The following is a 12,553-nucleotide window of genomic DNA, read 5'->3' as shown; positions in this document are numbered from 1 at the left end:
CTCCAGCGGTGATCGGGCGTGCAGGTCAGCGGCGTACCGCCTGACCCCTCCGCGTCAGCCACAGCGCGCCTGCCGCGCCCGCGAGCAGCACCGTGCCGCCGAGGGTGCCCAGGGCGATGGCCGAGTCCTCGGGGCCGGTCTGCGGGAGCTCGGCGCCGGAGTCGGAGCCGCCCTGGCCGGCGCCGCCCGTGCTGCCACCGCCGGACGCAGCCGTCACGTCGAGGGTGAGCGACGGGCCGGGGCTGTTGCCTGGCGTGCACGTGGTCGTCGTGCCGAGCGCCTTGATGGTGAGCACGCCCGCCGTGAAGGTGACCTTGCCGGTCTTCTTCGGGGTGTACGTGCCCGTCAAGTCGTTGATCTTGATGGGGGTGTTGGCGGGAATCGCCTCCTGGTTGGCCGGGCCGGTGACCGCGAGGGTGCCGCTGTCGGCACCGCCCAGCTTGATGGTGGCGCTCGGGTTCATCGCGCCCTTGCCCAGTTCGACCGGGCTGGACGAGACGCCCTTCTGCCACGACATAGTGATCTTGTAGCCGCTGCCGCTCTTGACGCCCTTGATGTCGATCGGCGAGACGGCGCTCTTGTCGCCGATCGGCGTCTTGCAGGCGTAGTTGACGTCGACGACTTCGGCCCGGGCCGCGGGGGCGGCCATCAGCACCGCCGAGCCGGCCAGGGCCGCGGCCGTCGCGAGCGCGGCGGTTCGCTTCTGCTTCGACACGGTCCCCTCATTTCCTGACGGCACATCAGATCGGCCGTCAAGGTACGCCCGGCGCCTTGAGGAGGGAAGACACGGCGCACGCCGGAGTTGTGACGATCCGGCGTGCGCCGCAGGGGGTTCGAGTGGAGAGCCGACCCCTCAGGGTGATCCTGGGTAACACAGGGTCAGGCCGGGCGCAGCAGCTCAGGCAGCCCCCAGCGCCGCAGCACCTCCGGCACGAGCACCGTCCCGTCCGCCCGCTGGTGCTGCTCCAGGATCGCGGGGAGCAGCCGGCTGGTGGCGAGGCCCGAGGCGTTGAGGGTGTGGACGTACGCCGCCTTGCCGCCGCCGGCCGGGCGGTACCGGATGCCGCCGCGCCGGGCCTGGTAGGCGCGGGCGTTCGACACCGAGCTGACCTCGACGTACCCGCTGGGCCCGAGGCTGGGCAGCCAGACCTCCACGTCGTAGGTCTTGGCCTGCGCGGGGCTGGTGTCGCCGGCGGCGAGCTTGGTGACGCGGTGGTGCAGCCCGAGTCCGGCGACCAGTTCCTCGGCGCGGGCGAGCAGTTCGAGATGCGCGGCGTCCGAGTCCTGCGGCCGGGCGAACTGGAACAACTCCACCTTGTTGAACTGATGCCCGCGCAGCGTCCCGCGCTCCGCCGTGCGGTGGCTGCCGCTCTCCTTGCGGTAACAGGGCGTGTAGGCGACGTACCGGCGCGGCAGCTCGCGCTCGTCGAGCGTCTCGCCGCGATGGAGATTGACCAAGGCGGTCTCGGCGGTCGGCAACAGGAAGTGGTCGTCGTCCGTCCGGAAGACCTCGTCGGCGAACTTGGGGAACTGCCCCGCCGTGTACCCCGCCTCGTACGTCAGCAGGTGCGGCGGCAGCACGAACTCGTACCCCGCCCGGCGATGCGCGTCCAGGAAGTGATTGAGCAACGCCCACTCGAGCGCGGCACCCTCCCCCCGGTAGACCCAGTGGCCGCGCCCGGCGAGCGCCGTCCCCCGCCGGTAGTCGACCAGCCCCAACTCCTGCGCGAGCCGGACGTGGTCCCGCCCCTGGAACCCGAGGCCGGGCGGTACCCCCACGGTCCGCACGACCTGGTTGCACTCCTTGCCCCCCGCCACCACGTCGTCGTCCGGAAGGTTGGGCAGCGCGTCGAGGAACTCCTGATGCCGGGCACCGAGATCGACTAGGCGGGCCTCGGCCCGGGCCAGCTCATCGGTCAGGGCCTTGGCGGTGGCGTGGAGTTCCTCGGTGGGGGGCAGGGCGGCAGCCCGGCCCTCCCCCGCCGGCGTTCCCTCCCGCCGCAGCGCAGCGATCCGCGTCGAGATCCGGCGACGTTCGCCGCGTAGGCGCTCCACGGTGGCGCGGGCCTCGCGGAAGGCGGTGTCGAGGGTGAGGAAGGCGGGGATGTCGGGGGCCACGGCGCGTTTGCGCAGGGCTGCCCGGACCTGGTCGGGGTGGGTTCGGATGAGGGTGACGTCGAGCATGGGGCGCGCTCCGTCCGATCGGCCGGAGCGGCAGAGATCGCCCCGGGGTGGTCCCTCGGGGCGTGGGCGAGAGGGTGCTCGCGGTGCCACCACGCCTTCACCGCCGTACGGCGGACTCGTTCGGGCCCGGTGACGGGGGCCGGCCGGCGGGGCATTTCCTCCCCGCACTCGGGAGTGGATTCACCTGGGCGCGAGGCCGCTTTCACAGCGAACGGCGGCTCTCTCGGCTCGCGGACCCGGGCTACTTGTCTCCGTCAGCGCGTTGCAGGGAGAGTAGAGCGGCGCCTCGGCGGTGCGGAAACGAATTTCCTGTACGGCAGGCCGAACGGGTGACCTACCCCGGTGCTCCCAGCTCCGCCCACACCGTCTTGCCCGCGACCCCCTGCGTCCGCATGACGCCCCAGTCCAGGCACAGCCGCTGCACGATGAACATGCCGTGGCCGCCGGGACGCCCCGCGCGGTGCGGTGTGCGCGGCGCCGGCTGGCCCGTGCCCTTGTCGGAGACCTCGACGCGGATCACCTTGTTGTCGCAGGCGATCCACAGCTCGTCCGGCCCGTCGGCATGCAGACAGGCGTTGGTGACCAGCTCGGACACGACGAGCAGCACATCCTCCGCGGCGGCCCGCTGGTCGGCGGTGGCCGCGGGGAGCCAGCCCCACGCGTACAGCGCCTGGCGGGCGAAGTCACGGGCGAGCGGGACGACGCCGCTCTGCCCCTCGAGGACCAGGCGGCGGACCTGCCGCCCCGCCGACACCTCGGCGGACGCCACGGACTCCACGGGCCTCAGGGACGGCACGGTGCCCCCTCCGGGCCCTCCGGCCGCCGCGGAGCCCTCGTCGGAGCCCCCCGTGGCCGGCATGCCGCTCTCGGACGCCCCCGAAGCGCCGCTGGGCTCAGGGCCGCGGTCGCCCGGCGAGAAAGGCCGGGTGGTGCTCATCAGCGCTTCACCTCACCGATTCACCAGTTCAACGTTCACACGATTCAGAAGTCAGTACGTAGAGTCAGTACGCCAGTACACGATCCTTGCCTGATACGTCGGTCACAGCCGCCCACCCCGGTGGCCGACATCACAGCCGACGGGTTTCAGGATGTCTCCTGCCCGACCGAGCCGAGGGAACACCCCTGTATTCGGCATGAATGATGTGACGTCTGATGCAGGGCCGGACGCGAGGGGTCAACCCGACCCGTCGGCCTCGTCGGCCAGGGCGGCGTCGAGCGAGTCGTGGACCGTGAAGACGGCCTCGGCTCCCGTAATCTCGAACACGCGTGCGACCACGGGCAGCATTCCCGCGAGATGCACCCCGCCACCGGCGGCTTCCGCCTTCAGTCGGGCCCCGAGCAGCACGTTCAGACCCGTGGAGTCACAGAACTCCAGTCGCGAGCAGTCGACGACCAGCCGACTGAAGCCCTTCCCGAGGCAATCCTCGAGTGGCTCACGCAACAAATCGGCGGTGTGGTGATCCAACTCACCCGCCGGGGTCACGACGGCGCTGGCGCCCTCTTCCCGCACCTCGACCAGAAGTCGGCCAGACTGTGCGCTGCCGACCGTCCCGCGGTCCATGCCGTCTCTCACTCCCGACGTCGTGGCTGCTGACTGACGCTGTCGAACACTACGCCCTCTCTACGCCTCCCAACACCCGAACATCCACCCAGAATCGGACATTTCGGACCAGAGCGCACTTGCGGTGGGCTCCTGAAAGCGGGTAGGGCTAGTAAAGACACGTAACCGACTCGGCCGGCTTTGGAGGCGCCGCACACCGCAGTGCACGCAGGCTTCGGCAGCCGAATGCCGAGAACGATGGAGGACATCATGTCACCCCGGCTCGACGCATCGCATACCCAGAGCGCGACGTCGGCATCCCAACCGGAACAGCTGGATCCCATCGAGTTGAGCGCCGACGTACGTCCCGAACAGGACTTCGGTCAGGAGTTCGGTCAGGACGACGCGCTCGCCGGACTTCCGGACATCCCGCCGTACGACGAGGTGGGGCCGGTGGACGCGCGGGCCCTGTCCAAGACCCTCTTCGAGCGGCTGGAGTCGCTGGAGGAAGGGACCCACGAGTACTCGTACGTCCGCAACACGCTCGTCGAACTCAACCTCGCGCTGGTCAAGTTCGCCGCCTCCCGCTTCCGCTCGCGCAGCGAGCCGATGGAGGACATCATCCAGGTCGGCACCATCGGCCTGATCAAGGCGATCGACCGCTTCGAGCTCAGCCGCGGCGTGGAGTTCCCCACCTTCGCGATGCCGACCATCATCGGTGAGATCAAGCGCTTCTTCCGCGACACGTCGTGGTCGGTGCGGGTACCGCGTCGGCTTCAGGAGCTCCGGCTCGACCTGGCCAAGGCCGGGGACGAACTGGCCCAGAAGCTCGACCGCGCCCCGACCGTGGCGGAACTGGCGGAGCGCCTCGGCCTGACCAACGACGAGGTCGTCGAGGGCATGGCGGCGTCGAACGCGTACACCGCCTCGTCGCTGGACGCCCAGCCCGAGGAGGACGACGCCGAGGGCGCGCTGGCCGACCGGATCGGCTACGAGGACCACGGGATCGAAGGCATCGAGTACGTCGAGTCCTTGAAGCCGCTCATCGCCGAACTGCCGCCCCGGGACCGGAAGATCCTGTCGCTGAGATTCGTGGCGGGCATGACCCAGTCGGAGATCGGCGAAGAACTCGGCATCTCGCAGATGCATGTGTCGCGGCTGCTGTCGCGGACGTTGGTCCGGCTCCGCAAGGGGCTGACGGTCGAGGAGTGACCTGTCCAGGAGTGGCGTCCCCTCCACGCTGACCTGCGCTGTGCCCGGTGCCCTGCCGAATTCCGTCGGCGGGACACCGGGCACAGCGCGTTCGGGAACGGATGCGTCCCGCCCGGCCGTGCATGCGCGGCTCACGGGTTACCCACGGAAACCCTTTCCCCACGGCTTCCCTTCCTCCACTATGAGCCGTCATACCCGCCGGTAGGTCAGGACTCCGGACGGGTCGCACGGCTGCAAGGAGGCAGGCGGATGGCTCGGGCCGACGACGGTGGGGACCGTGACCGTGGGATGCACACGGGCGCGTCCGACGCACGGCTCACCGAACTGCTGCGCGCCGACACGGCCACCGCGTATCCGGCGCTCCAGGAGCTGCGCGCCCGCCATCACGCACCCGTCCTCGCCTACGCCCGCCTGTGCACCCCGAACGACTCCATGGCCCGGCAGCTGGCGGCCCAGGCGTTCACCCTGGCGGCCCGTCAGACCGCGCGCGGCATCGACCCCGGGCTGCCCTGGCGGCATCAACTGCTGATGCTGACCGCCCGGTTGGCCGGGACCTGGGCCATGGACGAACGGGCGGCGGGCCTCGACGCGGGACTGCTGCTCGTGCTGAACACGGCCGGCCCCGCCGGCCCGGTCCCGCCGATGCTGACGGCGTTCCAGACCCTTCCGTCCCGCACCCAGGGCCTGATCTGGTACGGCCTGGTGGAGCAGGAGCCGGCGGACCGGACGGCGGGCCTGCTCGGCCTCACCCGCGAGGACGTCACGTACGGCACGGACCCGGCGCTCCAGCAGCTCGCCCGGTCCTGTCTGCGCGCCCGTCTCACCGCCTCCGACGACCCCGACTGCTCCGACTTCGGCCGCCTCATCGAGGAGTCCGTACGGCCGGACAGTCCCCGCGCCAGTGCCGATCTGCACGCCCACATGGGGCGCTGCCCGCACTGCACGACGGCGTACGAGGAGTTGTCGGCCCTGCGGGACTCCCCGCGCACGGCGCTGGCGGAGGGGCTGCTGCCGTGGGGCGGGACGGCGTACGCGGCGGGCGTTCCGGGCGAGCGGGAGGGCGTGCGGCGCGGGGGTGCCGCCGCCCGCCTTGCCGCGAAGAGGAGTTGGCCGGTGCCGGGATGGCCGTCCGATCGTCGCCGGGTGGTGCTGGTGTCGGCGGCGCTCGGGGTGGCGTTGCTGCCGCTGGTGGCGTTCCTGGTGGCGCAGGGCGGCTCGTCGTCGCAGGATCCGGTGGGCTCGGTGGGCACTCCGGTGAGCGTGCCGCCGGTGGCGGTCACGGTGACGGCCACCGTGCCGGCGACGCCGTCGCCCTCGTCGCCCTCGCCGTCACCGTCGCGGAGCTCCAAGTCGCCGTCGCCCACGAAGAGTCCGACGCCGACGAAGACGGCCGCCCCCAAGCCGCCGCCCTCCCCCACGCACCCGCCGAGCGGCACGTACGCCCAGGTCGTGAACGTCGCCTCGGGGCTGTGCCTGGACGTGGGCGGCGCCTTCTTCAACGGGACCGACGTGATCACGGCTCCCTGCACGTCGTCCGGCACCCAGCGCTGGCGGGTCGACGCGGATCGCGGTGTGCTCCAGTCGTCCGCCGATCCCGACTACTGCCTGGACAGCCGTGGTTCGACGGACCGGGGCGTCGGGGTCTGGACGTGCGACTCGGTGGAGGGCCGCAACGGTCAGAACCTGATGTTCGTGGTGGACGGCGACGGCGTGATCCGCCCCGCCATCGCCTTCGGGACGGCGGTGACCCCGGCGGGGGGTGCCGGGGACGGGCTGTCGCTGGAGTCGGTGAGCAGCGGCGGCGGCCAGCGCTGGAAGGCGGGGGCCGCCTAGCCCGGGAGCAAGGGCCCTGGGCTGGGCGGCCCTTCGGGCTCAGGCCTCGCGTACGCCGCGTCGCCACACCTGGCTGACCAGCGGCACACCCGGGCGGTAGGCCAGGTGCACATGGCTCGGTGCGTCGAGCAGGAGCAGGTCGGCGCGAGCGCCCGGGGTGAGCCGGCCGATGTCGTCGCGCCTGAGGGCCGCCGCGCCGCCCGCGGTGGCCGACCAGATCGCCTCGTCCGGGGTCATCCCCATGTCCCGTACCGCGAGCGCGATGCAGAAGGGGACGGAGGAGGTGAAGGACGAGCCCGGGTTGCAGTCGGTGGACAGGGCGACGGTGGCTCCCGCGTCGAGGAGGCGGCGGGCGTCGGGCCACTGGGCGCGGGTGGAGAACTCGGCGCCGGGGAGGAGGGTGGCGACCGTGTTTCCGTTCGCGAGGGCGTCGACGTCGTCATCCGTCAGGTGGGTGCAGTGGTCGGCGCTGGCGGCGTCCAGTTCGACCGCGAGTTGCACGCCGGGGCCGTAGGAGAGCTGGTTGGCGTGGACGCGGGGGTGCAGGCCCTTGGCCTTGCCCGCGGTGAGGATCGCGCGGGCCTGGTCGCCGTCGAAGGCGCCCTTCTCGCAGAAGACGTCGATCCAACGCGCGTGCGGCGCACAGGCGTCGAGCATCTCACCGGTGACCAGGGCGACGTAGGCGGCCGGGTCGTCGGCGTGGTCCGGGGAGACGATGTGCGCGCCGAGGAAGGTGACCTCGTCGGTGTGGGCGGCGGCGATGCGCAGGGCGCGGGCCTCGTCCTCGACCGTCAGGCCGTAGCCGGACTTGGTCTCGAAGGTGGTCGTGCCCTGACGCAGGGCCTCGGCGAGGTAGCGCGTGAGGTTGCGCTCCAGGTCCTCGTCGCTCGCCGCCCTGGTGGCCGCGACGGTCGTGCGGATGCCGCCGGCGCTGTACGGCCGCCCCGACATCCGGGCGTTGAACTCCTGCGTCCGGTCGCCCGCGAAGACGAGGTGGGAGTGGGAGTCCACGAAGCCCGGGACGACGGCCCGGCCACCGGCGTCGACCCGATTGTCAGTGGCGGGTGCTTTGCTTTGATCACCGGTCCACGCGATGCGGTCGCCCTCGATGACGACGGCCGCGTCCTGGATCAGTCCGAGGGGGGAATTGTCACCGAGGGAGGGGTCGTTGGTGACCAGGGCGGCGATGTTGGTGATGAGCGTGCTTGCGGTGCTCGCGGAGTGGGCGGGGCTGACGGTCGTCGCGTTGCTCATGGCGTCCTTGGTGGCCTGGTCGGCTGTGGGGTCGGGTTCGGGGGCGGGGGCGGGCCGCGCGGGTGGGCGGCTCCACGTCATCCGCGCAGGGCTTCGACGGCGTCCGCGAGGGCTTTCGGCACATCCGGTACGAGGGTGTGGACCCCGTCGCGCACGACGTGCCGACCTCCCACGACCGTATGCGACACGTCTGCTGCCGACGCAGCGAATACGGCCGTCTCGGCCCCGAGGCGCGGGGGCGGCCCTGCCGTCCTGACCGAGTCGAGCGCGATCGTCGTGAGGTCGGCGAGCGCGCCGGGTTCGATGGCGCCGGCGCCGTCCCAGCCGAGGGAGGCGTGGCCGTCGGCCGAGGCCGCCCGCAGGAGGGCCGCCGCCGTCCAGTGACCCCGCGTCCGGGTGCGCAGACGCTCGTTCAGCTCCATGGCGCGCGCCTCTTCGAGCAGGTCGATCACGGCGTGGCTGTCGGAGCCGAGGGAGAGCGGGGAGCCGGCCCGCTGAAGGGCGACGGCGGGTCCGATGCCGTCCGCGAGGTCCCGCTCGGTGGTCGGGCACATGCAGGTGCCGGTGCCACTGCCGCCGATCAGGGCGACGTCCTCGTCGGTGAGGTGGGTGTTGTGGACGCCGGTGGTGCGCGGCCCGAGGACCCCGTGGTCGGCGAGCAGCCGGGTGGGCGTGCAGCCGTGGGCCTCCCGGCAGGCGTCGTTCTCGGCGGTCTGCTCGGACAGGTGCACATGCAGCGGGGCCCGCCGCTCCTCGGCCCACCGCGCGACGGTCGCCAGCTGGTCCGCGGGCACGGCCCGTACGGAGTGGATCGCCGCCCCGATCCGTGCGTGATCCCGGTCCTTGAGAACTGAACAGCGTTCGGCCCAGGCCTCCGCGCTGCCGTCGGAGAAGCGGAGCTGGTGGTTGTCGGGGGGCTGTCCGAAGCCGGAGGACAGGTACGCGGTGTCGAGGAGGGTGATGCGGATGCCGGCGTCGGCGGCGGCCTCGACGAGGGCCTCGCCCATGGCGTTGGGGTCGGCGTAGGGGGTGCCGCCCGGCGCGTGATGCACGTAGTGGAACTCACCGACGGACGTGACGCCCGCCAGCGCCATCTCCGCGTACACGGCGCGGGCGAGCACGCGGTAGGTCTCCGGGGTCAGCCGGTCGGCGGTGGCGTACATGACCTCACGCCAGGTCCAGAAGGTGCCGGAGCCGACCTGGACCGTGGAGCGCAGGGCCCGGTGGAAGGCGTGGGAGTGGGCGTTGGAGAGGCCGGGGAGCGTCAGGCCGCGGAGGATCTCGGCGCCCGGAGGCGGGGTTTGCGTGCCGGTGCGGACGGCGGCGATGCGGCCGTCCGCGACCTCGACGGCCACTCCCGGCTCGACATGGGTGCCGAGCCAGGCGTGTTCCAGCCAGTAGGTACGGGTCTGCTGGGTGGGCGTCACGTGCAGGCCAGTCCTTCCAGTACGTCGGCGAGGGCGACGACTCCGGCCACGCAGTCGTCCTCGGCGGCGAACTCGGCCGGGGAGTGCGAGACGCCCGTGGGGTTGCGTACGAACAGCATGGCGGTCGGGATGCTCCCGGACAGGATTCCGGCGTCGTGTCCTGCGCCGGTGCCCAGGACGGGGACCTTGAGCTCGGGTTCCCGCTCCTGGCCGAGGATGCGGGCGAGTTCGTCGCGCAGGGCGTGGTCGAACTCGACGACCGGCGTGAAGGACTCGCGGACGACGTCGAGGTCGATGCCGTGGGCTGCCGCGTACTCGCGGGCCGCCTTCTCGACGCCCCCGACGACACGGTCCAGGCTCGCCTGGTCCTCGGCACGGGAGTCGAGCCAGCCGCGCACCAGGGAGGGGATGGCGTTGACTCCGTTGGGCTCCACGGCGATCTTGCCGAAGGTGGCCACGGCACCGGCGAGTTCGGCCTCGCGGCGGGCGGCGAGCACGGTCTCGGCGTACGACAGCATGGGGTCGCGCCGGTCCACGAGCCGTGTGGTTCCCGCGTGGTTGGCCTCGCCCCTGAAGTCGAACCGCCACCGGCCGTGCGGCCAGATGGCGCTCGCGATGCCGACCCGGTCGCCGGACAGGTCGAGGGCACGGCCCTGCTCGACATGGAGCTCGACGAAGGCCCCGATGCGGGCGAGCCGCTCCGGATCGGCGCCGATGGTGTCGGGGTCGTAGCCGGCGGCCTCCATGGCCCGGGGCAGGCTGACGCCCTCGCCGTCGGTCAGCTTGTGGGCGCCCTCGACGGTGAGCTGCCCGCCGGTGAGCCGGGACCCGACACAGGCGAGCCCGAACCGGGCGCCCTCCTCGTCGCCGAAGTTGACGATGGCGAGGGGCTTGGTGAAGTCGGTGCCTCTGCCGCGCAGTTCATCGAGCGCGGCGAAGGAGGACACGACACCGAGGGGCCCGTCGAAGGCGCCCCCGTCCGGCACCGAGTCCAGATGCGACCCGGTGACGACCGCGTCCCCGGCAGCGGGGTCGCCGAGCCAGGCCCACTGGTTCCCGTTGCGGTCGACCTCGTATGCGAGCCCGCGCGCTTCGGCCTGTTCCTTGAACCAGGCCCGGCATTCGAGGTCCACACCGGTCCAGGCGAAGCGCCGGTACCCGCGGGAGGCGGGGTGCCGACCGATGGGGAGCAGGTCGCGCCACATGTCGTGGAACGAGCGGCCGGCGGGCCCCGGCGACGAGGTCTGAGCCCCCGCGGAAGAGTTGCCGTGCCCGCCCGAATGCTGAGTCACGCGTCGTCACCTTCGCGCATCGGGACGCGAACGTCCCGCTCGTCGGCAACCGACTCCGCGATGTCGTACCCGGCGTCGACATGCCGGATGACGCCCATCCCGGGGTCGTTCGTGAGGACCCGGCGAATCTTCTCGCCGCCGAGCTTCGTGCCGTCGGCCACCGTCACCTGGCCCGCGTGGATGGACCGCCCCATCCCCACGCCGCCCCCGTGGTGAAGGGACACCCACGACGCACCGGACGCCACGTTCACCATGGCGTTCAGCAGCGGCCAGTCGGCGATCGCGTCGGACCCGTCGAGCATGGCCTCGGTCTCACGGTAGGGAGAGGCGACGGAACCGCAGTCGAGGTGGTCGCGCCCGATGGCCAGCGGTGCGGCGAGCTCACCCGAAGCCACCATGTCGTTGAAACGCTCGCCGGCCTTGTCCCGCTCGCCGTAGCCGAGCCAGCAGATGCGCGCGGGCAGCCCCTGGAAATGCACCCGCTCGCCGGCCAGCTTGATCCAGCGGGCGAGGGAGTCGTTCTCCGGGAAGAGGTCCAGGATCGCCTTGTCGGTCTTGGCGATGTCGGCCGGGTCGCCCGAGAGGGCGGCCCAGCGGAAGGGACCCTTGCCCTCGCAGAACAGGGGGCGGATGTAGGCCGGCACAAAGCCGGGGAAGGCGAACGCGCGGTCGTACCCTGCGAGTTGGGCCTCGCCGCGGATCGAGTTGCCGTAGTCGAAGACCTCGGCGCCGGCGTCCATGAAGCCGACCATGGCCTCGACGTGCTTGGCCATGGACTCGCGGGCCCGGGTGGTGAAGCCGGCCGGGTCCTTCGCGGCGGCGTCGGCCATGTCCTCGAAGGCGACGCCGACCGGCAGGTAGGCCAGCGGGTCGTGGGCCGAGGTCTGGTCGGTGACGATGTCGATTGGGGCGCCCTCGGCGAGCATCTGCGGGAGCAGCTCGGCGGCGTTGCCCAGGAGGCCGATGGACAGCGGCCTGCGCTGGTCGCGGGCCTCGGTGGCCAGCTGGAGCGCGTGGGCGAGGCTGTCGGCCTTCACGTCCAGGTAGCGGTGCTCGATGCGCCGCTCGATGGCACGCGGGTCGCAGTCGATGCAGATCGCGACGCCGTCGTTCATGGTCACGGCGAGCGGCTGGGCGCCGCCCATACCGCCGAGACCGGCGGTGAGGGTGATCGTCCCGGCGAGGGTGCCGTTGAACTTCTTCGCGGCGACGGCGGCGAAGGTCTCGTAGGTGCCCTGGAGGATGCCCTGGGTGCCGATGTAGATCCAGGAGCCGGCCGTCATCTGGCCGTACATGGTCAGACCCAGCTGCTCCAGGCGCCGGAACTCCTCCCAGTTGGCCCAGTCGCCGACGAGGTTGGAGTTGGCGATGAGGACGCGCGGGGCCCACTCGTGGGTCTGCATGACGCCGACGGGGCGGCCGGACTGGACGAGCATCGTCTCGTCCTGCTTCAGGCCCTTCAGCGTGCGCACCATCGCGTCGAAGGAGCGCCAGTCGCGGGCGGCCTTGCCGGTGCCGCCGTAGACGACGAGCTTGTCGGGGTGCTCGGCGACCTCGGGGTCGAGGTTGTTCTGCAGCATCCGCAGGGCGGCCTCCTGCTGCCATCCCAGGGCACTCAGTTCCGTACCGCGCGGTGCTCGGACGGGGCGGGGTCCTGACATGGTCTGCCTCCCAGCGGACTGTGACTGCGAACTGTTGAGGTGGGTATTCACATCCTGACCGCCTGAATAGAACTAGTCAATACATCCGTGCGCCAGCATCGGCGCGTCCCGGATGTTTGGCTGGATGCGTGGGCTCCTACGACGACGCGA

At 71.7% G+C, this 12,553-nt stretch carries 10 protein-coding genes; 2 read left to right on the top strand and 8 right to left on the bottom strand.

What is annotated here, in order from left to right; translation table 11 throughout:
- Positions 1 to 25: 25 nt before the first annotated feature.
- The 4 genes from ACWGDB_RS30110 to ACWGDB_RS30095 all read right to left on the bottom strand — a co-directional run bounded on the left by ACWGDB_RS30110 (position 26) and on the right by ACWGDB_RS30095 (position 3,745).
- Positions 26 to 715 carry an LPXTG cell wall anchor domain-containing protein gene (locus ACWGDB_RS30110; RefSeq protein ID WP_383626455.1) on the bottom strand — a complete coding sequence of 230 codons (690 nt, stop codon included), beginning with the start codon at positions 713 to 715 and terminating at the stop codon, positions 26 to 28.
- 164 nt (positions 716 to 879) lie between these two features.
- Positions 880 to 2,184 (bottom strand): serine--tRNA ligase, encoded by a 1,305-nt coding sequence (gene serS / locus ACWGDB_RS30105; protein WP_453825308.1) that lies wholly within the window; start codon positions 2,182 to 2,184, stop codon positions 880 to 882.
- Between the two features lie 334 nt (positions 2,185 to 2,518).
- A complete protein-coding gene (locus ACWGDB_RS30100; protein WP_453825307.1) occupies positions 2,519 to 3,121 on the bottom strand; it encodes an ATP-binding protein in 603 nt (200 codons plus the stop codon).
- A 237-nt stretch (positions 3,122 to 3,358) separates the two neighbouring features.
- Entirely contained in the window at positions 3,359 to 3,745 is a 387-nt protein-coding gene (locus tag ACWGDB_RS30095; RefSeq protein WP_453825306.1) for an STAS domain-containing protein, read from the bottom strand.
- A gap of 237 nt (positions 3,746 to 3,982) precedes the next feature.
- Between ACWGDB_RS30095 and ACWGDB_RS30090 the strand changes: the two genes are divergently transcribed.
- Together ACWGDB_RS30090 and ACWGDB_RS30085 are read left to right on the top strand one after the other, a co-directional pair.
- Entirely contained in the window at positions 3,983 to 4,936 is a 954-nt protein-coding gene (locus ACWGDB_RS30090) for an RNA polymerase sigma factor SigF (RefSeq protein WP_453825305.1), read from the top strand.
- A gap of 249 nt (positions 4,937 to 5,185) precedes the next feature.
- On the top strand, positions 5,186 to 6,769 hold the full coding sequence (locus ACWGDB_RS30085; RefSeq protein ID WP_453825304.1) for an RICIN domain-containing protein: 1,584 nt from the start codon (positions 5,186 to 5,188) through the stop codon (positions 6,767 to 6,769).
- Positions 6,770 to 6,808: 39 nt separating this feature from the next.
- On the opposite strand, the gene hutI is transcribed toward ACWGDB_RS30085, so the two are convergent.
- From hutI to hutU, 4 genes are read right to left on the bottom strand one after another with little or no spacing between them, the layout of a single operon-like run.
- Complete coding sequence (gene hutI / locus ACWGDB_RS30080) at positions 6,809 to 8,104, bottom strand: imidazolonepropionase (protein WP_453825303.1); 1,296 nt, start codon at positions 8,102 to 8,104, stop codon at positions 6,809 to 6,811.
- The gene (locus tag ACWGDB_RS30075) at positions 8,101 to 9,450 is read right to left on the bottom strand and encodes a formimidoylglutamate deiminase (RefSeq protein ID WP_453825302.1); all 1,350 of its coding nucleotides are present in this window, start codon (positions 9,448 to 9,450) and stop codon (positions 8,101 to 8,103) included. Before ACWGDB_RS30075 ends, hutI begins: the two co-directional genes overlap by 4 nt.
- A complete protein-coding gene (locus ACWGDB_RS30070) occupies positions 9,447 to 10,742 on the bottom strand; it encodes an allantoate amidohydrolase (RefSeq protein WP_453825301.1) in 1,296 nt (431 codons plus the stop codon). Before ACWGDB_RS30070 ends, ACWGDB_RS30075 begins: the two co-directional genes overlap by 4 nt.
- Positions 10,739 to 12,403, bottom strand: a complete 1,665-nt coding sequence (gene hutU, locus ACWGDB_RS30065) for a urocanate hydratase (protein WP_453825300.1) — start codon at positions 12,401 to 12,403, stop codon at positions 10,739 to 10,741. Before hutU ends, ACWGDB_RS30070 begins: the two co-directional genes overlap by 4 nt.
- Positions 12,404 to 12,553: the final 150 nt, after the last annotated feature.

This window comes from Streptomyces sp. NPDC055013, from assembly GCF_053608645.1.
Note: the sequence above shows the minus strand (reverse complement) of the source record. Positions and strands in the feature narration are given on the sequence as shown.

Coding starts and splice junctions, on each gene's coding strand:
- serS (WP_453825308.1), bottom strand. CDS start 2,184: ATGCTCGACGTCACCCTCATCCGAACCCACCCCGACCAGGTCCGGGCA.
- ACWGDB_RS30100 (WP_453825307.1), bottom strand. CDS start 3,121: ATGAGCACCACCCGGCCTTTCTCGCCGGGCGACCGCGGCCCTGAGCCC.
- ACWGDB_RS30095 (WP_453825306.1), bottom strand. CDS start 3,745: ATGGACCGCGGGACGGTCGGCAGCGCACAGTCTGGCCGACTTCTGGTC.
- ACWGDB_RS30090 (WP_453825305.1), top strand. CDS start 3,983: ATGGAGGACATCATGTCACCCCGGCTCGACGCATCGCATACCCAGAGC.
- ACWGDB_RS30085 (WP_453825304.1), top strand. CDS start 5,186: ATGGCTCGGGCCGACGACGGTGGGGACCGTGACCGTGGGATGCACACG.
- hutI (WP_453825303.1), bottom strand. CDS start 8,104: ATGACGTGGAGCCGCCCACCCGCGCGGCCCGCCCCCGCCCCCGAACCC.
- hutU (WP_453825300.1), bottom strand. CDS start 12,403: ATGTCAGGACCCCGCCCCGTCCGAGCACCGCGCGGTACGGAACTGAGT.